General features: G+C 36.7%; 22 protein-coding genes. 15 read left to right on the top strand and 7 right to left on the bottom strand.

The window, feature by feature from the left end:
* Window positions 1-463: 463 nt before the first annotated feature.
* On the top strand, window positions 464-766 hold the full coding sequence (locus CIL05_RS01325; protein WP_095653694.1) for a hypothetical protein: 303 nt from the start codon (window positions 464-466) through the stop codon (window positions 764-766).
* Between the two features lie 607 nt (window positions 767-1,373).
* Here CIL05_RS01325 and zwf read toward each other — a convergent pair.
* The 4 genes from zwf to CIL05_RS01305 all read right to left on the bottom strand — a co-directional run bounded on the left by zwf (window position 1,374) and on the right by CIL05_RS01305 (window position 5,038).
* Window positions 1,374-2,861 (bottom strand): glucose-6-phosphate dehydrogenase, encoded by a 1,488-nt coding sequence (zwf, locus tag CIL05_RS01320; RefSeq protein ID WP_095653693.1) that lies wholly within the window; start codon window positions 2,859-2,861, stop codon window positions 1,374-1,376.
* A 434-nt stretch (window positions 2,862-3,295) separates the two neighbouring features.
* Window positions 3,296-3,733, bottom strand: coding sequence for a threonine/serine exporter family protein (locus tag CIL05_RS01315; protein WP_095653692.1), 438 nt, complete (start codon window positions 3,731-3,733; stop codon window positions 3,296-3,298).
* A gap of 18 nt (window positions 3,734-3,751) precedes the next feature.
* Entirely contained in the window at window positions 3,752-4,501 is a 750-nt protein-coding gene (locus tag CIL05_RS01310) for a threonine/serine exporter family protein (protein ID WP_095653691.1), read from the bottom strand.
* A 105-nt stretch (window positions 4,502-4,606) separates the two neighbouring features.
* Entirely contained in the window at window positions 4,607-5,038 is a 432-nt protein-coding gene (locus CIL05_RS01305) for a DUF2935 domain-containing protein (protein ID WP_095653690.1), read from the bottom strand.
* 166 nt (window positions 5,039-5,204) lie between these two features.
* Between CIL05_RS01305 and CIL05_RS01300 the strand changes: the two genes are divergently transcribed.
* The 5 genes from CIL05_RS01300 (at window position 5,205) to CIL05_RS01280 (ending at window position 9,398) form a co-directional block, all read left to right on the top strand.
* Window positions 5,205-5,939 (top strand): ABC transporter ATP-binding protein, encoded by a 735-nt coding sequence (locus CIL05_RS01300; protein ID WP_095653689.1) that lies wholly within the window; start codon window positions 5,205-5,207, stop codon window positions 5,937-5,939.
* Window positions 5,940-6,956, top strand: coding sequence for an ABC transporter permease (locus CIL05_RS01295; protein ID WP_095653688.1), 1,017 nt, complete (start codon window positions 5,940-5,942; stop codon window positions 6,954-6,956).
* A gap of 165 nt (window positions 6,957-7,121) precedes the next feature.
* Window positions 7,122-7,418: a transposase gene (locus tag CIL05_RS01290; RefSeq protein ID WP_095653687.1), complete on the top strand. Its 297-nt coding sequence runs from the start codon at window positions 7,122-7,124 to the stop codon at window positions 7,416-7,418.
* A gap of 234 nt (window positions 7,419-7,652) precedes the next feature.
* Window positions 7,653-8,303 carry an IS3 family transposase gene (locus tag CIL05_RS01285; protein ID WP_276245326.1) on the top strand — a complete coding sequence of 217 codons (651 nt, stop codon included), beginning with the start codon at window positions 7,653-7,655 and terminating at the stop codon, window positions 8,301-8,303.
* A 426-nt stretch (window positions 8,304-8,729) separates the two neighbouring features.
* Complete coding sequence (locus tag CIL05_RS01280) at window positions 8,730-9,398, top strand: TetR/AcrR family transcriptional regulator (protein ID WP_095653685.1); 669 nt, start codon at window positions 8,730-8,732, stop codon at window positions 9,396-9,398.
* A 320-nt stretch (window positions 9,399-9,718) separates the two neighbouring features.
* Here CIL05_RS01280 and CIL05_RS01270 read toward each other — a convergent pair whose 3' ends face one another.
* Together CIL05_RS01270 and CIL05_RS01265 are read right to left on the bottom strand one after the other, a co-directional pair.
* A complete protein-coding gene (locus tag CIL05_RS01270) occupies window positions 9,719-10,126 on the bottom strand; it encodes a hypothetical protein (RefSeq protein ID WP_095653683.1) in 408 nt (135 codons plus the stop codon).
* Window positions 10,127-10,411: 285 nt separating this feature from the next.
* Window positions 10,412-11,458: a dipeptidase gene (locus tag CIL05_RS01265; RefSeq protein ID WP_095653682.1), complete on the bottom strand. Its 1,047-nt coding sequence runs from the start codon at window positions 11,456-11,458 to the stop codon at window positions 10,412-10,414.
* Between the two features lie 179 nt (window positions 11,459-11,637).
* Between CIL05_RS01265 and CIL05_RS01260 the strand changes: the two genes are divergently transcribed.
* From CIL05_RS01260 to CIL05_RS01245, 4 genes are all read left to right on the top strand, one after another.
* On the top strand, window positions 11,638-12,366 hold the full coding sequence (locus tag CIL05_RS01260) for a glycerophosphodiester phosphodiesterase (protein WP_095653681.1): 729 nt from the start codon (window positions 11,638-11,640) through the stop codon (window positions 12,364-12,366).
* Between the two features lie 480 nt (window positions 12,367-12,846).
* Entirely contained in the window at window positions 12,847-13,929 is a 1,083-nt protein-coding gene (locus CIL05_RS01255; RefSeq protein ID WP_095653680.1) for a glycosyltransferase family 4 protein, read from the top strand.
* 69 nt (window positions 13,930-13,998) lie between these two features.
* Window positions 13,999-15,270: a nucleotide sugar dehydrogenase gene (locus CIL05_RS01250; RefSeq protein WP_095653679.1), complete on the top strand. Its 1,272-nt coding sequence runs from the start codon at window positions 13,999-14,001 to the stop codon at window positions 15,268-15,270.
* A gap of 33 nt (window positions 15,271-15,303) precedes the next feature.
* Window positions 15,304-16,014 carry a WecB/TagA/CpsF family glycosyltransferase gene (locus CIL05_RS01245; protein WP_095653678.1) on the top strand — a complete coding sequence of 237 codons (711 nt, stop codon included), beginning with the start codon at window positions 15,304-15,306 and terminating at the stop codon, window positions 16,012-16,014.
* A 37-nt stretch (window positions 16,015-16,051) separates the two neighbouring features.
* Here the strand turns inward: CIL05_RS01245 and CIL05_RS01240 are convergent, their stop codons facing one another.
* Window positions 16,052-17,083, bottom strand: a complete 1,032-nt coding sequence (locus tag CIL05_RS01240; protein ID WP_095653677.1) for a GNAT family N-acetyltransferase — start codon at window positions 17,081-17,083, stop codon at window positions 16,052-16,054.
* Between the two features lie 190 nt (window positions 17,084-17,273).
* Between CIL05_RS01240 and CIL05_RS01235 the strand changes: the two genes are divergently transcribed.
* From CIL05_RS01235 to CIL05_RS01215, 5 genes are all read left to right on the top strand, one after another.
* On the top strand, window positions 17,274-18,311 hold the full coding sequence (locus CIL05_RS01235; RefSeq protein WP_095653676.1) for a glycosyltransferase family 4 protein: 1,038 nt from the start codon (window positions 17,274-17,276) through the stop codon (window positions 18,309-18,311).
* A 43-nt stretch (window positions 18,312-18,354) separates the two neighbouring features.
* The gene (locus CIL05_RS01230) at window positions 18,355-20,241 is read left to right on the top strand and encodes an LTA synthase family protein (RefSeq protein WP_095653675.1); all 1,887 of its coding nucleotides are present in this window, start codon (window positions 18,355-18,357) and stop codon (window positions 20,239-20,241) included.
* A gap of 233 nt (window positions 20,242-20,474) precedes the next feature.
* Window positions 20,475-22,709 (top strand): cell wall-binding repeat-containing protein, encoded by a 2,235-nt coding sequence (locus tag CIL05_RS01225; RefSeq protein ID WP_095653674.1) that lies wholly within the window; start codon window positions 20,475-20,477, stop codon window positions 22,707-22,709.
* Between the two features lie 27 nt (window positions 22,710-22,736).
* Window positions 22,737-23,504 (top strand): hypothetical protein, encoded by a 768-nt coding sequence (locus CIL05_RS01220; protein ID WP_095653673.1) that lies wholly within the window; start codon window positions 22,737-22,739, stop codon window positions 23,502-23,504.
* 19 nt (window positions 23,505-23,523) lie between these two features.
* Window positions 23,524-25,902, top strand: a complete 2,379-nt coding sequence (locus CIL05_RS01215; protein ID WP_165769016.1) for a cell wall-binding repeat-containing protein — start codon at window positions 23,524-23,526, stop codon at window positions 25,900-25,902.
* The last annotated feature ends 41 nt before the right edge of the window (window positions 25,903-25,943 follow it).

The raw sequence follows: 25,943 nt of genomic DNA, 5'->3' as shown, positions 1-25,943 counted from the left end.
TGATCGGGTGTATGGGCTGATGTTTTTGCTTGCGTGGGGGAGTTTGATTAGATGCTTGAGGTGGGTTGAGAGATGTTGTGTTGGGGGTGAGAGAGGTTGGGGTGAAGTTGAGAGACGCAGACCCGAAGTTGAGAGACACCGGACGGAAGTTGAGAGATAATCAACTAAATTCATTTTTTCTCTCAACTATAAGCGATCGTCTCTCAACTATGCTGTCTTATCTCTCAACTATAATCGGCCATCTCTCAACTATGGGCGACCATCTCTCACCTTTGCTATCTTATCTCTCAATCGTCTTCTCAACTTTGCTGTCCTATCTTCTCATCGCATAGCAGAGATAATCTCTTAACAGCCTCATATTTCAACTAAAAGAGGAATCCTGGTAAATATCAGAGGTGTTATGATATTTGTATTAGGGAATAATATTATTATTAAATGAATTTACAAATACGGAGGAAATCATATGTCGATCTCACGCATCATGAAATTAATAACAGGAATTTTTGAAGGACTGCTTGGTATTCCTTTATTGGGTGGCCTATATATTTTCAGCCAAGGATGGGCACCACTATTTGTCATGTTAATCCTGCACATTATAACATTAATCCTTACTAAAAATGATCGAGGAGCTAGTGGTGGAAGTATATTAGGAATTATCACATCATGTATAGGATGGATTCCTGTCGTTGGAATGATCATGCATATGTTGACAGCAGTTGTGCTACTAATAACGGCAGCAATGGGGGACAGGAAGAGCTATAGATAGAAAATCGAACTGTTGTTAATGTTAATGTTGCTAAAACTATCCGAAGCGAGAATATATCTGCCGGAGAAGAAATATATCGTCCGGAGCGAGAATATATCTGCCGGAGAAGAAATATATCGTCCAGAGCGGGAACATATCTGCCGGAGAAGAAATATATCGTCCAGAGCGAGAATATATCTGCCGGAGAAGAAATATATCGTCCGGAGCGAGAATATATCTGCCGGAGAAGAAATATATCGTCCAGAGCGGGAACATATCTGCCGGAGAAGAAATATATCGTCCAGAGCGGGAATATATCTGCCGGAGAAAGAATATATCAACCCGGGCACAAATATATCGTCCGAAAAACAGATATATCAACAATACCACGCAAATAACGCTACCCAACACATAAAAAGGCCTGCGCTCTAATCTAGCACAGGCCTTTTTTCCACTTATATCTTTTAATCAATCGTAATTCCTTCAAACAGCATAACCCTTGCTGGTGCTGCATCGGTTCCCTAAAGTTTTATTGGTGCTGCGACCATGAAATAATCTCTTTCTGGAACTTCTGCAAGATGCCCAAAATATCTGCTGTAGCATCATATAATTTCAATGTAAACTCTTCTTATTTTTCAATCTCTGTAATCGGCCACCAATGGAATCCATCCTTTTCCAGGAGCTTGTCCGCTGCTTCGGGGCCCATCGAACCTGATTTGTAATTAGGGAAATCAGCTTGTGTCGTTTCCCATGTTTTTAGAATGGAGTCGATATAAGCCCAGGAATAGGCCACCTCATCCCAGTGGGTAAAGTTTGTTGCGTCACCAAGTATACAATCATACAAAAGTTTTTCATATGCTTCAGGTGTGTTGATTCCGTCATAACCATAATTATTATAAGCAAGCTGGATCGGCTCAGCGAGAGATCCACCTGACTTCTTCGCATTTAGTACAAGGGTCACCCCTTCATTTGGCTGGATATGGATTATAAGTAAATTTGGATGTTTTTCCCGATTCGTTTTAAAATATAAATTCATTGGGATATCCTTGAACTCGACAACAATTTTTGTGGACTTTTCAGCCATTCTTTTTCCTGTTCGGATATAAAATGGGACACCACTCCAGCGGTAATTGTCGATAAGTACTTTACCGGCAACATATGTTTCCGTATTTGAATCGATTAATTCTTCAGCTTCATCACGATATCGTTCAACAGGTTTTTCGTTGATCGAGCCACTGTCATATTGACCCCGAACAAAGTACTTATCTACCTTTTCGTTTTCAATTGTCCTCAGAGCCCTGAGTACCTTTACCTTTTCTGAGCGAATTTCATCTGTTGTTAATTTTATAGGAGGCTCCATCGCAAGCAGCGCAACCATTTGCAGCATATGGTTTTGCACCATATCACGGGTTGCTCCGGAATGATCGTAATAACGGGCCCGCTCCTCAACCCCAAGTGATTCGCTTGAGGTGATTTGGACATTTGAAATATATTGGTTATTCCAAAGATGTTCGAATATCGCATTAGCAAAACGGATTACTTCAATATTTTGCACCATTTCTTTTCCAAGATAATGATCAATCCGATAAATTTGTTCTTCATCAAAAGCTGCCCGAATTTCATTATTTAATTCTTTTGCAGATGCTAAATCATGGCCAAACGGTTTCTCAATCACAAGCCGCGACCAACCGGCACTTTCTTTTAATCCGTAGCTTTCGAGGTTTTGGGCGATTGAACCAAAATACTCTGGAGCCATTGCCAAATAAAATACTCGATTTCCATCTGTTTGATATTTTCCATCAAGCTCTTCTAATAAAACCTTTAAATCCTGGTAGGACGAGGTCTCTGTCACATCGAATGGATGATAATAAAAGTGAGAAGAGAATGTGCCAATATTCTCATCGGTAGACAGTGCATCATGAATAGAATTTTCCACATTATCCCGGAAAACATCATTCGTCCACGGTCTGCGCGCAAGCCCGACTACAGCAAAGTCCTCGCTGATCTTACCACTTTTATAAAGGCGATAAATCGAGGGAAATAACTTTCGCTTAGCCAGATCCCCTGTTGCCCCGAAGATTACAATTATTACTTTCGGTTTTTGTTGAATAGTCAAAAATACCGCCTCATTTCATATGAAATTCCTATAAATTTCACCATAGATTTCAGGGTGTTATATATCTTTTGTGTGAAATTTCATTTTATAAGGAAACGAATGTTAAAGCAACTATTGCAGGTTGAACACTATTAAAAGTTTGCACATAAAGTTTGAGTTTATCCAAATGGGGGGATTTGAAAGAGGTGTAGCTTGGAGAATCAAACTTTTAGTGAGTGTGGTCGAGCGAGGAATTACTTCTATTGGACGGTTTGCAGATGACTTTGGTTCGTTTGGTCGTATAGAGACGTTCTATACGACAGTTTGAGCTAATTATTACTCAGATCGGGCGTAGAGACAAAGATCGAGCAGCTGCCCAACCAAACCGTATGCCAAAAGCCAGGCCGGATTCGAGCCAACAGCCATCCTAAACCAAGCGAACGCTACCCCCAAAACTACCTCTTAGCCGGAAACTTCCTAACCACCTGATTCACCACCTCCGAAAACATGAGTCCAATTGCAATGCCACCTGCCAGCAGCATGACTTTGGCAGATAATTCCACTGCGGTAAGATAGTCATTTTCTACAAAGTGGCGCATGGCATTAAAGGCCATTCCACCAGGGACGAGGGGGATAATTCCCGAGACATTAAAAATTATAATTGGCTTTTTATAAAATTTTGCACAAATTTGGCTCAACACAGCTACGAGCATGGCAGCAAAAATTGTTGCCGGAACGACGTCCATCCCAGTGAAAACAACCCAATAATATAACATCCAGCCGGACATCCCAACGAGTCCACATTGAATTAGCGCTTGCCTTGGTGCATTAAAAAGGATTCCGAATCCCGCTGAAGCTATAAAACTTGTGATAAGCTGTATGATGATCATCATGTCATTTCTCTCCCCTCTCTAAACAAACGCAAAAATAACTGCAACCCCGGCACCGATCGCAAAGGCTGTCAGTGTGGCTTCAACTCCTTTGGATATCCCTGCAACTAGATGCCCTGACATCAGATCACGGACTGCATTTGTAATATGTAACCCTGGAACCAGTGGCATGACAGCACCGATAATAATTCGGTCAAGCTCGTTGCCAACCCCATTGTAAATAAAAATAAATGCTGTAACCCCGATAATAAAACTACCAAAAAACTCTGCCATGAAACGGATTTCCACCAAACGTTCAAATCCAAGCATCGCAGCATAGCCCAGCCCACCGGCGATAAATGAAGGAATGAAATCAGGCCAGGTTCCCCCAAACATCATGGCAAAACTTCCACTGACCAATGCTGCAGCTATAATTTGCATCCAGCCTGGGAAGTTTAGTTTGGCGTTTTCAATATCCCTCAGCTTCTTGAGCGCATCTTTTAACTCAAGCTCACCGGCTGTTATCTGACGCGAGACGCTGTTGACTTCAGCTATTTTATGTAAATCATTGGATCGATTGGAAATTCGATTAAAATGAGTATCTGTAGCAATATCACTAGAAAAATTAATTCCTGTGGGCGTTGCATAACTCTGAACATTTTTTAATCCATAAGCAACAGCTATCCGGTTCATTGTATCTTCCACCCGATATGTTTCTGCACCACTCTTGAGCATGATTTTCCCTGCCAGCATACTAACCTTGGCAATCAATGTATGATCCTTCACCTGCATACACCTACTTTTCTTAAGTTATAAACATATTATATAACCTCAAGGGGCACTATTGAAACGAAAAGTGCTTCTCCGTGATGAAGAAGCACTGTAAATGAAAATTATTCAATTATGCTGTTCGTATAAAATCGTTTGTGCAATCCCGATAAAATACTCCGACTCATCTATAATATGATCAATCACAACCCTTGCTGTTGCATTGTTAGCTGCAGCTTTACTTTCTGTTTTCACCTGGCGACAAAATTTTGTGAATGCAACACTTTCCTGCAAACAAAAGGTTACTAGCTCAAGCACCTGCTGATAAAGCTGTGGGGAAAGCTGATTATTACTGCGCACAACCGACTCCACATATCTTTTTACATGCTGATGGGTCGTATTTAAAACTTCTTCCCAGTGCTTTAGAGCGTCAACATATTCCTTCTCCAAATCTTTCATAAGCTCCCGCATGACCACAGTATGCTCAGCTTCCTGCTCCTTCCAAAACTCGGCCTCATCCAGAACCCGAAGCGGCATTTGACTCCCATAATAAAATTGCATCTCTTAAAGACCTCCCTGTTGTATAATCTCCATTAATATTTATGCAATGGAAACAGGCTTCATGCTGGGAATAAATTTTAACTTTACAATTCTGAAAGTATACTTTAATATAAAAGTGAGTAATCACTCACTAAATGAGAATTCACAAATACAAGGAGGCATTTCCATGAATGATTTTGTGAAATTAGAAGGTATTCAACAGCAATTTGACAAAGAGCAAGTATTGAAAAAGGTTGATTTAACAATTCCGAAGGGACAGTTATTTGGTTTGCTAGGGCCATCAGGTTCAGGAAAAACAACATTGGTAAAAATAATGATCGGGCTGCTGAACCCAACGAAAGGCACTGTTTCGATTGCTAACCAAAAGATGCCGTCATTAAAGCAATTGCAGGAGATTGGCTATATGGCACAAAATGATGCATTGTACAGTGAGCTAACAGGGAAGCAGAACCTTGAATTTTTTGCCAGTATCTATGGAATTTTCAAAAAGGAACGAGCAGAGCGTGTCGATGAAGCGGCAAAAATTGTGAATTTAACCGATCATCTTCATAAAACGCTGGAACACTATTCGGGCGGAATGAAACGGCGGATGTCACTGGCGGTTGCGCTCCTGCACCGTCCATCACTACTTATTCTTGACGAGCCCACTGTTGGAATTGATCCGGTTCTTCGTGCATCAATTTGGAAGGATCTTAAAGCAATTCAAGAGACTGGTACGACCATCATTATCACAACACATGTCATGGATGAAGCGGAAAAATGTGATGAGCTTGCCCTGCTGCGTGATGGCTACATGATAGCAAAAGGAAGCCCGGATGAACTGAAAGAAAAAAGTAAAACGGAAACACTTGAAGATGCATTTTTATATTTTGGAAAAAGTCAGCAAGTGGAGGTAGGGTAAATGAGAGTAAATGTGATTATAAAACGGATTATTCAGCAGCTGCTCGGAGATAAGCGAAGTATTGCGCTTATGTTTGTCGCCCCAATATTTGTCATGACATTACTGTGGCTGGTTTTGGGTATGGAGGATTATGAGCCAGCGATTGCGTTAACAGATGTTCCCGAACAGTTTCAGGAAGTGCTGGAGGAACAGGATGCTTCTTTTTCCGAGATGACATTGACGGAAGCGGAGGAAGCTTTAAAGAAACAAGAAGTCGATGCCCACTTTCGATTGGAAAATGAACTGATGAACATCACAATGGAAGGAAGCGACCCAACAGCAACCTCTGCCGTTCAGCGGGTGTTAAATGAAGCATCCAAACAGCTAAACCCCAGTAATTTAAACGTTGAAATTGACTTTCTGCATGGCTCAACAGATGTAAAACTATTTGATAATATTGGTCCAGTTCTTATTGGTTTCTTCGTATTCTTTTTTACGTTTATTATTGGCGGCGTTTCCTTCCTAAGGGAACGGACACAAGGAACTTTGGAGCGGTTATTGGCAACACCACTGAGACGCTGGGAAATTGTCACAGGCTATTTGAGCGGATTTGGAATTTTTATCATTATCCAATCAATTATTATGGCGGCATTTTCCATTTACGTCCTAGATATTTACATGGCTGGTTCATTTTTTGCAGTGATTATTATTTCCATCCTGCTGGCAATCACTGCATTAAGTCTTGGAACACTTTTATCAGCATATGCCAAAAATGAATTTCAAATGATCCAGTTCATCCCAATTGCCATCATCCCACAGGTTTTCTTTGCAGGGATTTTTCATACGGAATCCATCGCCTGGATTGATGCCATTGGAAAAATAATGCCACTATATTACGGGGCAGATGCCTTGAGGGAAATAATGATCCGCGGCCAGCAGCTTACAGATGTATGGGGCGATATAGGCATACTGATTGGCTTTTCCGTTGTATTTATCTTCCTGAATATAGTAGCTTTAAAGCGGCATCGGAAATTATGATGAACTTGGATTTGAGGTTCTCAAGGACAAAGGAGAGCTGTTTCAGGTTCGTGCTGTCCGCGAGAGCGCTTCTCAAGGTCATAGCTTGAGATAGTCTAGATAATGGACACGGATAAATGAGCGATAATCATTTATAATGTAGATAACATTACAAAGGACGTGTTCATGATGGGGAAGCATTACGATCAGGAGTATAAAGACTATGTATCCAAGTTGATTGTGGAGGAGAACAGAGTAATGAGGGAGGTTGCTTATGAGCTGGATATTCCTTATGGAACCTTGCGCCGTTGGGTAAAAGATTATAGAAACCGACTTGGAGAAGGCGATTCAAAGGAGAAGTATATCACTCCTTCCGAACATGAAAAGACGTTGAAACAGAAGGAGAAAGAGATTGCCAAGCTGAAAGAGGAGAACGAGATATTAAAAAAGGCGATGCACATCTTCACGCAAGACCCGAAATAAAGTTTCAATTTATCCAAGCTCACGAGAATGAATTTACTATCGTGAGGATGTGTAACGTGCTTGAGGTATCTAAAAGTGGTTACTATAACTGGTTAAAGAACCAGGACAGGGAGCCAACAGAAAGGGAAATAAAAAGAGAAAAATTAAAATAAAAGGTTAATCAGTTTTTCCATGAGAGCTTCGGTACATATGGGAGTCCTCGTATTCATAAAGATTTAGTAGGCAGAAGGCTATATTGTTTCTGAGAAGACCGTCGCGCGATTGATGAATGAACTGGGGCTACGTGCTGTCCCTAAGGAAAGGTATGTAGTGACAACCGATTCGAATCATAATTATAATATTTATCCTAATTTACTTGATCAGAACTTTGAAGTGGATGAACCAAATACCGTATGGGTAACGGATATTACGTATGTCTGGACGATGGAGGGCTGGCTTTACTTGGCGTCTATTATAGACTTGTATTCGAGAAAAGTTATAGGCTGGTCGATGGCAGATCATATGAGAACGGAATTGACGCTAAACGCCTTGAAAATGGCTCTTGTGACAAGACAGCCAAACGAAGGGCTTATTCATCATTCGGACAGAGGGTCACAGTACTGTGCCAATGAATACATTGAAAGACTAGACGAGATAACAGCTGACATAAGCATGAGTCGTACCGGAAATCCGTATGATAATGCTTGCATGGAATCCTTTCACGCAAGCATCAAGAAGGAGTTTGTTTACCGACATCGCTTCGAGACCAAGGAACAGGCCAAGAAAGGCATTACCAGCTATATGCATTTTTATAACGAAAAGAGAAGGCATTCCACAATAGGCTATGTTTCGCCTAATCAATTTGAAAGAAGGAGGCTGCGATTAGAGGAGAATCGCAGCGCATAAGGTGATCAATTTGTCTTAAAAACAGAATTATAAAGATTGGGCTATTGGATCATCAGGTTATTCAAAGCGACAGAAATCGTGGATTAGATGAAATGAAACATATTAATGTATGTGTCCATTTTCTTGACAGAGGTCCAAAACAGAGCAACTTCAGTCCTGAACTGTCCATGAGAGCACTTCTCAAAGACAAAGGAGAGGCAACATCAAGCCCGAACTGTCCGTGAGAGCACTTCTCAAGGACAAATCAGAACAGCTTCAGTCCCAAACTGTCCATGATAACTATAAAAAATACTTTTCCGAAAGCGTAGGTCTATGTTTGGTCTGGCTTTTGATTTATAGATTATAATTAAAATTATTTTTTTCAGGGTCCTGGATTTTGAACAGAATGAGGGAAACAGATGTGTAACCAATCAGGGAGGATTAAAAATGTCGGAACAAGATCAATCCATCTATAAGCAAATGATCGATACACTTGGCGAATCAGAAAACATGACACCAAAACAAGTGAAAATACTCGAGGCTGCAATTGAAATTATTTCGGAAAAAGGGTATTACAATACATCAACCAGTGAAATTGCCAAGCGGGCAGGGGTCGCTGAAGGAACAATTTTCCGGCATTACCGGACAAAGAAAGATTTGCTGGCATCGATCATTACACCAGTTATTACGAAATTTTCCGCCCCATTTTTTGCTGAAAAGTTTGTAGATCAGGTGTTCAGAAAGCCTCACAAGAATTTCGAGGATTTCTTGTATGCATTTATTAAAAATAGATTTGAATTTGCCAAAGCTAACGTACCGCTTGTGAAAATCCTGCTGCAGGAATTGGCTTTCCACCCTGAAATTCAGGCATCCTACAAAAAAGTATTTGCTGAAAAAATATACCCGGCAATTAATAATGTGCTGGATTATTATAAGGAAAAAGGGGAGATCAAAGACCAGCCCAACCTGTCAATTATACGATTGCTCGCACCAACCGTATTAGGCTTTTTGATTACCCGCTTCCTCCTGCAACCTGATTTGGAATGGGATGATGATCGGGAGATAAGGCGGACTGTAGATTTCATTATGAAGGGAATTGGAAAAGTGGGGGAGTAGTTTTTGCTTGGGAGTGCGTGGGCATGGGGAGGTTTAATGTGGGGAGTTGAGAGGAAAGAGTTAAAAGTTGAGAGACAGGTGCTGTTAGTTGAGAGAAACTAGCGAAAAGTTGAGAAGAAATCTAAAAAGTTGAGAGATAAATGGCAAATAAGCGTTTGTCTCTCAACTTTAGCCGTATGTCTCTCAACAATTGCCGGTGCTCTCTCAACTCTAGCCGTATGTCTCTCAACTTTGCCAGGGAGTCTCTCAACTTTAGACGTATATCTCTCAACTACAACTACTCCTAGCCGCAAGACCGCTCCAGATCCCCCAAAAACAACCTAAGGAAGCATCATAAACAGGCTGACAAGCGCAATTACTGGAAAAGCCAATACAATGGGGATGCTTACCATGGCAAATGAATTGATTGTTTCTTTTGCTTTGGGTTCGACCCCGACATTTTTTTGCAGGAAAATAAAGAAAACTGCGAATGCCATTAGAAAGATGATGATGATTCCAGGTATGTATAATTCCCCCATGCTTGAAACGGCTGACATTTCCATGAAACCCCAAACTATGAGGAGTATCGGAATGGCTTCACTCAAGGCAATTCCAATCATAAAACGTGTTTGGATCTTCCCGCGCTGACTGGGGTCCTCTTTTAATTTGTCCATGTTCACTTTAAAAATAACTAGTATAGGAATAACAGCAAGAATAGCTGCAGCAACGAAAATGTATGGTGCAGGCATGAAATCCCTCCTCCCCTGATAAACTAGTATAAATTTTATCACATTTTTGAGGTCTGTTCCCATTTAAAAGGTGAGAAGGGTAAATAGTTACTATTAATATGTTTAAAAATAATAATGATAAAATATAGAAAACTGCAATAATATAAGATATCGAAAATGATGGAAGAGAAGTTGAATAAAAGAAAAAATCGCCTGAGTTACGAGCCCTTTTTATTAAATTAAAAATTATAGAACTACCTCACCTAAATAGAGTTACAGACCACCCAAATTAAGTTATAAGCTCTTCTAACCAAACGTCTTCCGATAAACCCGCAACATATTCCCTCCATAAATCTTCAACACTTCCTCCTTCTTAAATCCTCTGCCCAACAATGCATAGGTTAGCTCACTCAGCTCCCCGTGATCCCCTAAAATATCAAAAGACTTATGTGGAAGCTTATCACCCTCTTCAGGAGATGAATATTTATTAAACAAATCACATAAATCCAGACCCAACCCAACATGATCAATTCCAACAACTTTAATCATATGTTCAATATGATCGACCAGCTTCTCAATTGTTGCATTCTCACTATTTTCCACAGCGATTATACTTACAGCGTTAATTCCGGCAACTCCGCTGGAATCCGCAAGCGCCCTTAACTGGTCATTCGTTAAATTCCGGGGTGTATTGGCTATGGTGCGTGCATTGGAATGTGATGCAACCACCGGCTGATGGGAGTGGTTGATAATATCGGAAAATCCCTGATCATTAATATGTGTAACATCCATAACCATACCCAATCGCTCAGCTTCCTCAATTACAGAAAGGCCAAAGTCCGTGATTCCGCCAGTCATTGCTCGATCGGAAAAGTTAAATGTACATCCATCACCAGCAGCATTTCTTCTGCTCCAGGTAAGTCCAATCATCCGTACACCTAATTCATAAAATACACGCAAAAGTGTCACATCTGTTCCAAGTGGCTCTACACCTTCAAAGGAGAGCATGATTCCAATTTTACCGCTCTGTTTGGCGTGCAAAATATCCTCCGTATTTTTACAGAGCATAATCTTATCTGGAGATTCCTCAATCTCGCTATAAAGGCAACTCACCTGATTCAATGCCTTGCGCAGGGCCATCTCCGGTAAATCCGAATCATCAAGATAAATGGAGGACACGATTATATTCCACCCACCTTTTACAAAATTAGGAAGATGATCTGTTTCGATAACTTGCTTCCGACCAAGTTCACGTTGTGCTGCTACGTCGTATAGGAGATCAAAATGTGCATCGATAATAATTGCTTCATTGTGAATTTCTTCAACTAAATGCTGATAGTTTTCCTTTTTCATGATAAGATTTCCCTCCAAATTTTAAATTGATATTAATTTTATACTATCATAGGATTATTATTAATATTAATTTTACAGAAAATTTACTCACCACTAATACTCTCTTAACAAAGCCCTTCTATAATTGAAGATAGAACGACCCGTAAGCCAAAAACTTATAGATTGAAGGGAGAATTTTAATGAGTATACGTGGGATCGGGCACAGAGGGTACCCAGCTAAATATCCGGAAAATACGATGTCTTCTTTTCAAGCTGCTATTGAACTAGGCTACACGCATATGGAACTTGATGTGCATTTGAGTAAAGATGGAATTCCAGTTGTCATGCATGATCACAGAATTGACCGAATGACAGATGGAACAGGTGAAATACAGGATTACACATTAAGCGAATTAAGACAATTCACCATTAATCATAATGAAAAAATACCTACCTTAGAAGAAGTGCTGCTATTGGCAAAGGATCGTATTATCGTATCAATCGAACTGAAGGATCCGAAACTGTATAAAGGAATAGAGGAAAAAGTATATGAGGCAATCCAGAGAACCGACATGATCGATCAGGTGTATATCATTTCTTTTGATCATAAATCATTAGCAAAAATGCGAATGATTTCTCATGACCTGCAACTTGGCCCACTCGTCAACAAGCTGAAACGCTCGCATTTCCGCCTTATGAACAAGCTCGATGCTAAGTATATTTCAGTTAAATATGCGGTGCTGGATGAAAAATATATTAAAAAATGTGAGGAACACGGAATACAGGTAGTTGTTTGGACAGTAAATAAAATTGAACAAATGCAGTATTTGAAAAAGTTTCCTTCTATATTAGTTACTACAGATGAACTGGAAAAATTTAAGGCATTTAATTATCCGAAAACTGTGGATTGGAAGCAGGTGAGTGTTTGATGGGTAAGCGTGAAAAGTCAGGGAGATTTGGTAAGGCAAAGTATATTTATTTTGTGGCCTTGCCCATATTAAGTTTGTTTGCTTTATTTAGGTTGAGACGTGAGGATAAGTATGTGCGGGTTTACAGATAAGACTAAGAGAAGAATCGTTTTCTTAGCTTTCTATTATGGAAATGATCGGCCTGTGATAGTCTGGAAAGCCGCTATTTGAATTAAAGTGAAAATCTCTTCATAATTTATACTAAAGTTATTATCAAAATATAATGCATATTTTTGATAATAACTTTCCTCTGTTATATCGTTCTCTTTTAAACATACGCTTTCTAATTATAATTAATCATATCTGTTCATGCTTTCCATACCCATAAATATATTAAAAAAACATAAATTGTAAAAGATTGTCGAAAACTATAATAACAACTAATATAAATATGTTATTATTGTATTGCTTGTAATAAAACTTAATTAAGATGAGGTACTTATGTTTAATGTTACAGATCTTATCATAGCTTTCTTAATATCATTTTGTGCAACGCTATTTCTAATGTACCCAATAAAAAGATTAGCTGTTAAAATGAATGTTATTGATATGCCAAATTATAGAAAAGTTCATAAAACTCCTTTGCCACGTTTAGGCGGGCTTGGAATATATCTGGGAACAGTTATCGGTTTATTATATTTAAGACCAACAAATGAATATTTCCTGGAGATTTGTATTGGTGCGGTAATTATAATTATTACCGGCTTATTAGATGATAAATTTTCAATAAAGCCAATGTTGAAGTTAACTGGCCAAATTATTCCAGCAGCACTTCTGATTTATTCAGGACTAATTATCGAACGCATTACGATACCTTTTTTTGGTGTTATTGAGTTAGGTTATTTTAGTATTTTAATTACTTTGTTATGGATTGTTGGTATCACCAACGCAATAAATTTAATTGATGGATTAGATGGATTAGCTTCCGGAGTTTCCACTATTGCTTTAACAAGTATATTTATTATGGCAATTATGGATGAACGTATCCTGGTCGGTTATCTTTGTATTGTATTAATTGGAAGTAATCTAGGCTTTTTATTTCATAATTTTCACCCTGCAAAAGTTTATATGGGTGACACGGGATCATTGTTTTTAGGCTATTCTATTGCTGTGATTTCAATACTTGGTCTCTTTAAAAATATAACTTTATTTAGTTTTATTATTCCTGTCATCGTTCTTGCTGTACCAATTTTTGATACTTTATTTGCAATGGTAAGAAGAATGCTGAGTGGAGAAAAAATAATGATGCCGGATAAAAAACATATTCATCATCAATTATTATTGGCAGGATTTAGCCATAAAACCTCAGTGCTGATTATTTATGCATTCAGTATTTTATTTGGAGCTTTAGCGATCTTATTCTCAAATGCATCACTAAATTTGACTTTGATTGTTTCAATCATCGTATTAATAATGGTACATATAATTGCTGAACTAGTTGGAGTTGTAGGTTCAGGAAAAAGACCAATAATAAATGTGATAAAAAATGTAGTTAATAAAACAAAATTTAAAAGTAAAAACTAGCTTTTGTTCATTTACTTGATTTTGATATACTGTAAGCTAATCTTATGTAAAGAAAGAAGTTGAATTAAGATGGAAAAAATATGTGTTATAGGTTTGGGATATATAGGCTTACCTACTTCCGGTTTTTTAGCTGATAATGGGTATGAAGTGTATGGTGTAGATGTTAATGAGGATGTTGTTGAAACCTTATCTAAGGGTGAAATACATATAGAAGAACCAAGCTTGGCAGGTATTATAAGTGAATCGATTCATAACGGAAAATTAAAAGTATCCACTACCCCTGTACAGGCAGATATTTTCATTATTGCTGTCCCAACACCAGTGCATGATAATAAAACCTCAAACCTTGATTATGTGAAAAAAGCAACAGAAAGTATTATCCCCTATATGAAGAAAGGGGATATAGTTATTATAGAATCTACAATACCACCAAGAACAATAGATGATATTGTAGTACCGATAATTAAGGCTGGCGGTTTTAATCCTGAAGAAGATGATGTTTATGTATCTCATTGTCCTGAAAGGGTTATACCTGGGCGCATCATGACCGAACTAATTGAAAACAACCGAATCGTTGGAGGATATACAGAAGAGGCAGCTAAGAGAACAGCTGATTTTTATAGAAAAGTTGTTAAAGGCCAAGTATTCGAAACATCAGCATTAACAGCTGAAATGTCTAAATTAATGGAAAATACATACCGAGATGTAAATATTGCCTTAGCAAATGAATTGTCCAAAGTCAGTGAAAAGTTGGGAGTTAATGCACATGAGGTTGTAAAACTAGCAAATATGCATCCAAGAGTAAATATTCACCAGCCGGGACCAGGCGTAGGTGGACATTGTATCGCAGTGGATCCTTATTTCATCATTGAAAAAGCTAATGAGTTATCACCATTAATGCAAACCGCCAGAGAAATAAACAGCTCCATGCCAGGATTTGTTATTGATCAAATTAAAAAAATTACAATGAATATAGAGAATCCTACCATTGCTATCCTTGGATTAAGTTATAAAGGGAATGTTGATGATGTAAGGGAAAGTCCGGCAATTGAGATAGCAAATCAATTAGTAAGTGCAGACTACCATATAAAATGTCACGATCCTTATGTAAAACAGTCCGCAGCAAATCTGGAGCTTTTTGGACTGGAAGAAAGCCTGGCTGAAGCGGATGTGGCTTTAGTATTAGCGGATCATAATGTATTTAAAGAAATGGATTCAATGGTGTACGTTAATAACATGAAAACTCCTGTAATTTTAGACACAAAAAACTGTATACAGGATAGTGACGAGATAACCTTATACAAAATAGGGGATCTCGGTAAACTTAAATCTATAAGATAACACTAAAATCTTGAAACAAAATTGGGTGGGAATATGAAAGAGAATTATTTGGGCATTGATGTTAGCAGCTACTCATATAAAAACCTTATGACTCATGTTGTGGAAGATATTAATGAAGATAAGCAATCTTTTATTGTAGCTATTAATCCTGAAAAAATTTTAACAGCTCAGCAGGATAATAATTTAATGCGATTATTAAATCAAGCAACATATCAAATTCCTGATGGTGTAGGCATATTAATTGCTTCAAGAATAAAAAAAGGAAATATAAGAGAAAGAGTAACAGGTATAGATATGTTGGAAGCACTATGTGAAATGGCTTCAGTAAATGGAAAAAGCATATTCCTGTATGGAGCTAAACCAGGTGTTGCCGACCAGGCAAAGTTCAATTTAATAAAAAAGTTTCCCAGTCTTAAAGTAGCCGGTGTATTGGATGGCTACGAAAAAGATCAGGAATTAATAAAGAATACAATTAACATGGCTCAGCCAGATATATTATTTGTTGCACTGGGAAGTCCCACTCAGGAATATTGGATTGTAGATAATATGGAGGACTTGAATGTAAATATATTTCAGGGGGTTGGTGGTTCTTTTGATGTTTTATCAGGTAGAACAAAGAGGGCACCAAAATTTTTTCAAAAAATTGGATTGGAATGGTTTTATCGTTTAATGAAAGAACCGTATAGAATTAAACGTCAATTGAAATTGCCCTTATTCTTATTAAAAGTTTGGAAAACAAAATAATACTATTAAAAAGCTGTTATTTTGTAATAACAGCTTTTTAATAGGAATCAACATCGCCCATACAAATAAACCAATTAGAAGCATTCGTCAGTTCTGTACTACTTTTAGAAATACTTTTACCGACTAGTGGCATTGGGCTATCCTTATGAATGAATCCTTGTTTCTTAAACAAGCTGGATGTATATTGATGTGGTAATGACCAGGCTTGAACGAAATCCACATTATCCATTTGTTGAATGGCTGTGTGCAGGAGCTTTGTTTGGATATCGATATCATTAATATCATCTACAATTAAATCTACAATGTTGCCTATACGAATCGTTGTATTTGGTTTGTCAGTTATTTTATAGACAATATAACCCCTTAGCTTATTATCATCATAATACCCATACATCTTATATTTATTTTCCGGATGCTGAAAATACCTCCAGTTTAAATAGGAAGAATCTCTTACTATAAGTATTTTATCCATCGATTTGGTTCTATCTGCTAACTCGTCAAATTCCTTATTGCAAATGTTTACTATTTTAATTGCATCTTCCTTGATAAGATTCTTTTTCTTATTTTTTTCAAATAGTTTATCAAAGAACTTAAATATTTTAAATAAGTTAACTTTTGCAGATACGAGTGCAACCGGATGTAGAACATAGATCCAACGAGGCATATCAATCATATGTATCGCATTTGTATATTTTTGGAAAAGCTCATTGGCTTTTGGGGCTGGAAATCCGTATAGGAATGTTATATTTTCTTTTTCCGCTAATTCCAGCATATGTTCATTTAACTTTTTATATATTCCTTTTCCTCTTGCATCCGGATCTACCATAGTATCTACTCGAAGTGCCACTTTCTTTATGCTTCCATTAATAAAAGCATTATTAACCCATAAACTTATGTGTCCCAATATCGCTCCCCTGTCCTCATAAACAAGGATAAAAGGGTTGGCTTTTTCAGGGTTATCTATAAATTTCCATTTCCAAAGTTCAATTGAACGTTTTTGCTGGAAAACTTTATAAAATAATTCCATTATTTTTTTTTCGTCACCAGGTTTGTACTGTCTAATAGACATGTCCACCCCTCCTCGTATTTAGGATTTATTATCTATTGACCAATTATACTAGTAAGTATACAATATACTTGTTTATCAATCTAGTTTATGATGAAATGAACTAAAAGTGTAACAAATAAAAATAGTACAACGTCTAATAAATTAGAATTAAAAAAACATTTATGAGTTTCTAGGCATGGAGGGAATATGAATGGCGTACTTGGCATTAATAATTAGTTTTGTTACAACTATCCTATTAACCCCGGCAGTAAAAAAAATTGCAGTAAAAATCGGTGCAGTCGACTATCCGAATCAACGTAAAGTTCATAAAAAGGTAATGCCAAGACTTGGCGGACTATCCATCTATATTAGTTTTGTTTTATGGCTAATTATATTTGAACCAAGCAATGTTTATATATGGCCATTAATTGTCGGAGGAACAATCATTATGGCTGTAGGATTACTGGATGACCTGTATGAATTATCAGCTAAAGTTAAGTTACTGGGCCAGTTAGCAGCAGCAGTAACAGTTGTTCTTGGTGGCATCCAAATTGACTTTATTAATCTTCCGTTTGATGGTAAACTCGAATTTGGTATGTGGACAATTCCCATAACTATTCTATGGATTGTTGGGGTCACTAATGCAATTAATCTAATCGATGGTCTTGATGGATTAGCTGCAGGTGTTTCTGCAATTGCATTATTAACGATTTCCGGGCTTGCTATAACAATGGGAAACTCGTTGGCGATATTTGCGGGATTAATATTACTTGGCTCCACATTAGGGTTTCTTGTATATAATTTCCATCCGGCAAAAATATTCCTTGGGGATACCGGTTCTTTATTTTTAGGATTCATGATCAGTGTACTAGCAATTCTTGGTTTCAAAAATGTTACGATGTTTTCCATCATTGTTCCTATGATTATTCTTGCAATACCTATTTCAGATACGTTTTTTGCAATGGTTCGTAGATTAATACAAAAAAAGCCAATATCATCTCCAGACAAATTGCATCTTCATCATTGTTTAATAGATCTTGGCTATAGCCATCGCTCAACCGTTTTGATCATTTACTTTTTGAGCGCTCTATTTGGAATTGCTGCAATTATATTCACGAAGGCTACACTGTGGATTTCATTAGTAGTTTTAATCGCCTTAGCAGTGTTGATTGAACTCATAGTTGAAATTACTGGATTAATAGGTAAGAGCTATAGACCACTGCTTAATTTATTTAGTAGGGTTCGGTGAGAGATAATAACCTGAAAATTTATAAAGGTTTGGGTAATATAAAATGAAAATCAATGAATTTTTCAAAAGCTACTTTATATTGTTTTCTATAATTATTTATTTAAAGTTTATCATATTGAGATATTCACTATTTGAGGAAGTTGCATTATTACACATCTTTTCTAATGAATTAATCTATATTTTAATACTGTTCATAGTATATGAACTTCTATTAAAAAAAACAAAATTGATTGCCTATTTAACAACGAACTTTATTCTATCATTATTGTTCTTTGGGATTATCGTCTATGAAAAATATTTTCAAACCATCCCAACCTATTTTGATTTTGAACAAATAAATCAGATCGGCTCAGTAAGTGACAGTATTTTTATTCTGGTATCCCCTGTAGATTTTGTTTATTTCTTTGATTTTATTCTGTTGTTCATCTTATTTTTTATTCTCAGTAAAACAAAGAATTCACTGAATAGCAAAAGTTCAAAGAAGTTATGGACCCCATTATTAGTGGTCTTAATTCTAATTGCTTCTTTTAAATTGAACTTTATTAAAGATGAGCAAATTTTGGATGTAGGTTTGTTTGCTAAAAATAATGGCTATATAAATACACAAATTATTCAAGCCTATTCCGAGACTGCTTTTGCGAAAACAAATAAGTTAATAGCATCCACCTCGAATGACGAAGAGGTATCACAAAAAGATATTATTAGACTCAAAGGGAATCAGCCTGTTCCCTTTGAAGAACACGATCAGTTTGGATTAGCAAAGGAAAAAGACTTAATTATTCTTCAAATCGAATCAATGCAGGATTTTGCTATTAATTTAGAGATTGCTGGCCAGGAAATAACTCCAAACATAAATGAATGGGTGAAAAATAGCTATTATTTTTCCAATGTATATCAGCAGATAGGAGCCGGGAACACGTCTGATGCAGAGTTTTTAATGAATTCTTCTATTTATCCATTAGGAAACAGGGCGGTATCTAATAATTTGCCAGATCATGAAATCCCAAGTTTGCCACGTATTTTGGCTGATGAATCCTATTACGCTGCAACATTCCATGCAGACGATATCGACTATTGGAATCGTATTGAATTATACCCTGCTCTTGGATTTAATGACTATTATGATATAGACTTTTTTGGAGACCAAGATATTATTGGGATTGGTCCATCTGATGAGGTGTTGTTTGATAAATCACTTGAAAAGTTAATCGAAATCGATCAGGAATATGAAAACTACTATACGATGATTAATTCAATGACTTCACATACACCATTTGAAATTCCGGAAGAAAAGCAAATGTTAGACTTACCGGCAGAATATGACGATACCCTATTTGGAAATTATCTTCAATCTATCCATTATACTGATTATACAATTGGGAAATTTTTTTCAGGTCTTAAAGAAAAAGGGCTTTGGGAGAATAGTATAATTGCACTTTATGGAGACCATTCAGGACTTCATGGGCAGTTGCTAACCGATAAAGATGTAGAACTGCTTAGAGGAGTTTTAGGATCTTATTCACTGATGCAGCGTTTTAATATTCCTTTTATTATTGATATCCCAGGTGTAATAGACAAAGGAAGAGAAATTAACAATTTGGGTGGACAGATTGATATGATGCCAACGATTCTGAATCTAATGGGTGTGAAGCCCGAAAAAGTTTATTTTGGACAGAATCTGCTTCAGTACGAAAAGAATCTAATCGGGATGCGATATTATCTGCCTGCAGGATCTTTTTTTAATGGTGATGTATTGTATATAACGGAAAGTAGTAAGAGAGATATTCGTATTTACGATATGAAGAACTATAAAAAAATAGATGATCAATTTGAAAATCCCAGAGAATACTTTGATGAGGATTTCAGAAAGATGTTACAGCTATATAATTGGTCAGATTATGTATTTCAAGAAGGTACTTCTGAATTCTAAAGGATAGGAAGAAGTTATTCTTTGTGGAGGATGTCTCTTATAGTATGGAGATGCCCTCTTTTTTTGTGAAATATAATAAACTTTCCTTAAGATTTCAACCTTCAATTGTCGAAAAATGGTAGATTTGTAAATTTGGATGTTATATTATATATATATGTATTTTAATAGATTACAAACTAATACTCCAAAATACATCATTGCGAGTTAATAATTTTAAATGGAGGGGGAATAAAGTGAAAAGAAGTATTTTCTTGTCGTTAATTGCTTTAATTTTTGCATTAATTATACCTATGCCGGCAGATGCAGCAGAAGGAAATACAGTTATTATTGATCCAGGCCATGGAGGCAAGTTCAGTGGTACAACTGGCTTTTCGGGAAATAGTACTGGTTACTATGAAAAACATGCTAACTTAGAGGTAGCATTAAAACTTAGGGAGGAGTTAATCAATAGAGGTTATACAGTTTACATGACTCGTGATAATGATAGAGATTTTGGCAGTACTCAGGCAAAAGATTTAGCTAAACGTATGAAAATAGCCAATAATTTAGTAGAAGGAAATCGTGATAACTCTATTTTTATCTCAGTTCATCATAACGCTATACCAGGTAATCCTTCATTTAGAGGATACGAAACCTATTTTTATGATATAAACGATGGAATAAATCCAACTTACCCACCAGATCCTTTACAAGAACATTACTCACCTGAAAGTAAAAGACTAGCACACACTATACATAACACTGTTCTGGATGAAGTTCCTATAACTGAAGGCAGAGGAATAATTAGTAATAGTCTATTTGTGACACGTAATGCGCAGATGCCATCCACATTAGTAGAATTAGGTTATATGACTAACCCTACAGAAGAAAAGTTAATTAAAACATCAAAATTTCAAAGAGAGGCAGCTTCATCGATTTCCAACGCCATCGATCAATATTTCGATGTTTATGAAATATATGATAATGAAGATAATAGACTTGGAATTTATGAGTCAAAACAAGAGGCATTGGATAAAGCTAAAACAATAAAGGGCGTCTATGTATTAGAAAAATCAACACAAAATATTATATATAACAATATTGAATATCGTTATGGCGTTTACCATAGTAGTGTAGATACGATTAATCAAACATTTATCACAGCTGAAGCAGCTGTTGATTTTGCTAAAGGCTGGAATAACACCAGAGTAGTAGATAATAAAGAGTCCAGAATTATTTGGTCAAATTACTTAGCGGAAAATTATACAGTTGAGCATTCGGCACAGGGTACTTTAGAAAAATTTTATCAGGCAGATCCAGCGATAGCTTATGCTAAGAAATGGAAAAATACGGCCGTGATTAATATTGAAAATGATAAAGTGCTTTGGACGAATTACCTTACGAAAGAATTCAAAGTAGAACATACAACAAAAGGGTTGCTAAAAGAGTTTTACCGCGAACAACACGCAATAGATTATGCGGAAAACTGGATGAATACTACAGTTACTAATAAAAAAACAAATGAAGTTGTGTGGAGTAATCAAGATGAAAATTATGTTTATGACTTTAAAACAAAGAAAGTTTCATCCGATCATAGAATTACAACGGCTATCGAGGTATCTAAAGACCTTTATCCAGAAGGGTTCTCTAGTAACCATAGTCATAAGACAGTTGTCCTGACTACAATGCTTGAATATGCCGATGCCTTATCTAGTGCGCCACTTGCAGCACAGGAAGGAAATGCTCCTATCCTGCTTACAGATGCCACAAAAATACGAGAGGAAGTTTTGGCAGAATTAAATCGATTAAATACAGAAAAAGTAATCTTAATTGGTGGTACACAGGCAATCTCCACACAAATTGAGCAAAATCTAAAGAGTCAAGGCTATGCGGTAGAACGTATTTCAGGAAAAGATAGATTTGAAACAAATCTCGAAATAAATAAGCAATTAACAGGTGTTGAAGGAGTTTTTGTGACGTCAGGCATGAATTTCCCGGATACTTTAGGGGCTGCACCGATTGCTGCGATTAAAGATTGGGCCATTGTTTTAACAAGAACAGATAGAATTCCAGATAATAGCCTCAACTATTTAAATTTTGAAGACATCGTTATAGTTGGAGGCACCCAGGCAGTCTCAACGGATGTGGAAGATGAAATTATCACTCAAAATGGTGGAGACAAGGTACTGCGTTTATCAGGTAGTGACAGATACAAAACATTAGCGGCAGTGCTGTCTTATTTTAAAGACGACATTCACTCAAATGAAGCACTTGTGGCTACTGGTAAGAATTTCCCTGATGCATTAACTGCTTCTTCACTATCAGTAAAATCAAAAGCACCTTTACTGTTGACTGGTGATAAGCTGGATCCGGAGCTTTCCGGCATTATTGAATCCTATGGAGATAATAACGTTGTAGAGGAATTTAAAGTAATTGGTGGCGTATTGAATGATCAATTAATTAATCAAATAGCAAATCTGATTAAATAACCAATACTTCTAACAGGAGGGACATCAATGCGCAAATTACTTTTTATGCTTATATTGATTACCATTTTAGCTGCTTGTTCAAATGAAGATACGAATGAATCCCCTGTCGAGAAAGGGGATTCATCTGAACAAGAACAAGAGATAGAAAAAGAAAATAACTCGGAAGTTGATAATAATCAACATACAGATGATGAAGAGAGTGAAGAGGATCGGGAAAAAGAAAACGAAGAAGTAGAAGGCGATGGGGAGAACAACGAAGAAGATAGCACGGAAGATATTGGTCTAATTAAATATCGACCTGAAGCAGGTACTTCAAAAACCTTCATGCAAAATGATGAATTTGAAATAACTTATGAAATACTTGCTGCTAATGAACAGTACATTCAAAGAATTATTTCATTTGGAGATAATATTACCTTACAAATACTGGAATGGACACCAGACAGTATCGCAATTGTCTACCAGGAAGAAAACCCAACCGATACATCTGATCAACTGGATTCTTTTGAAGCCTATGAACCTCCCATTACACTTGTAGATTCAGATAGTCTTGGGGAAGGAAATAGTTCCGATTGGGAAATTGTTTCAACAGATGAAACTGTTAAGGTCCCATTTGGAGAGTTTTCTGAAGTGTACTTAGTGAAGCAAACCTTTGAATCAGATACTACTGGGGATAAGACAATCTCACAGGCTTTTTATGCACCAAATATGGGATTGGTGAAAGAAACAGTAGAGGTAACAGGCGATAACGGCTATGAGATAACAACTGAATTAGAAAATACAACAAAGAATTAGATTTATGGGAGGGGAAACCGTGAAAAATTTTAATAGAATACTAATCTTTTCCATTACTCTGATGGTGATATTATATGTACAACCAATTCAAGGTAATGCTGAAGAGGGAAATTTATTTAATTTTTATAATGGTGAAACACAGGAAAAGCTAACAGATACGAAAGAAGTAATTGTAAATAATGGTGAAATAAACTCTACTGTTTCCATTATTGAAAATGAAGAAGAAATTCATCATGAGGAATTTACGTTAATTAATATTTCCAGTATTGAGAAACTAATATTTAATAATCAGGAATACGCTATTGTAAACTATCGTCATGATGGTAGTGCAAATGCGCTGTATTTTGAAGTGTTCTTGATGAACGAAGATGGAATGGAAAGTATCTATACATCTGAAACTTATGAGCGAGGGCGCGTAGTTATTGAAGACAACGAGATTATACTGGAATATCCTAAATTTGAAAAAGGCGATGTGAAAACAAATCCGTCAAATATAGTAACGCAACATTTTTCAATTATTAAAAATAAAGTAGTTGAAAATGAAAAAGAGATTTCTGCAACACTAAGTGATCAAAAATTACAATCGAATACTTTAAATGGTGTTAATCCATCCTATGCAGAAATAAATAGTATATTAACAGAGGAATCTCTTAAAGCTAATGTTTCACCTGAAATAGTTAAAGCAATTGCTTATCAAGAGAGTGGTTGGCAGCAGTATTGGGAAAGAGTGCCGGAATCTGTCAAAAAATGTCCTAATTACGATGGAACAAATGTGAAATTAGGTTATGACTGTATTGGGATTGGGATAATGCAAATTTCTAATCAAATGTATTTAGACGAAGGACCTGAGAAGGAAGAATACATTAGAAAACTAAAAACAAATATTCGTTTTAACATTCAGGAAGGTATAAAAATATTAAAAGAGAAGTGGAATTATCATCGTTCCGGCTTGATTCCGACGATTAATGACAACGACTCAATGGTAATAGAAAATTGGTATTTTGCAATAATGGCATACAATGGCCTTTTACCAAGAAATAATCCGCTGGAAAGACCTTTTTCGCCATATGCGGCCTATCAGGAAGAAGTGATGGAGCGTGTAGGAAATTATAGTTTGATAGATATTAATCCATTTCCAACACATAAATTAGATCCATATATTATTGGGAATGGACAGTTAAGGTTTAAAACGTCAAATTTTACGGTAGAGGGGCCACAGCATTATTCCAGTCAATCCCTTAAAGCTGGTGACACTTCATTTGTAACTGTAAATGATCTAAACCTGCGTAGTGCTCCAGGTGGAAATGTAAAAGGCAGCTTAAATAAGGGTACTAAGGTTATAATCACAGGAAAGTATGAAGGGAACAACTCAAGAGTTAATCAATATGTCTGGTTCCCTATAAGAACAAGTTCAGGTCAAACTGGCTGGGTCGCATCAAGCTATTTAAGCCCAACGAATAATTATATCGATAATTACAGCTTATCTGGCGAAAGACGTTATGAAACGAGTGTAAGTATTGCTAATTTTGGCTGGCATTGGGACCAACCATCTTCTGTAGTTATTGGAAGAGGAGATATACCGATTGATGCATTAACTGGAAGTGTACTTGCAGCAAAATTAGATTCGCCACTGCTGTTGACGCAAAATAATGAGTTAACAGAATCTGTTGAAAAAGAGCTTGACCGATTACAACCTGATAAAGTTTATATATTAGGTGGAGATAAAACTGCCATCTCTCCGGCAGTAGAGGCAAAGCTTAAAAATAAATTTGGAAAGAAAAGTGTACACAGAATATCAGGTACGGATCGTTACGAAACAGCATTTGAGGTAGCAAAAGAAGTAGGGAATTCCAAAGCAGTAAATGAAATTTTTGTAACTACCGGGGATGAATCGTCATCTGATCCACTTGCAATTGCTCCATATGCAGGAGAAAATAACATACCTATTCTGCTGACGAGAAATAATAAGCTAGACCGAAATGTGATTAAGTTTATTCAAGATTATGGCGTTAAAAAAGTTACAATTATTGGTGGTACAGAAGCGGTATCCACAACTGTAGTAAATCATTTAGATACTTTGGTAGATAATGTCGAACGTGTATCTGGAAAAACAAGATACAGCACAAATACTGAGATCATTGAGAAATACTACAATAAAGCTGACATCAGTAAAATATTTGTTTCACAGGGACTTGAGATAGCCGATGCATTAGCTGCATCACCACTGGCAGCAAAAGAGAATAGCCCAATAATCTTAACTCGTACAGAAAATGTACCAAGAGAAGTAAAAAAATGGATGAACGGGTATATAACTGAAAAACCGAATCTCTACTTCCTGGGTGGTAAAAATGCAATATCGAACAATACTAGGAAAGAATTTAATCAAATTGTAAAGTAACTGTAACAAGGCTATTCCTTCGTTGGAACAGCCTTGTTTTT

It is taken from the genome of Virgibacillus profundi, from assembly GCF_002287375.1.
Taxonomy (GTDB): domain Bacteria; phylum Bacillota; class Bacilli; order Bacillales; family Amphibacillaceae; genus Virgibacillus_K; species Virgibacillus_K profundi.
Note: the sequence above shows the minus strand (reverse complement) of the source record. Positions and strands in the feature narration are given on the sequence as shown.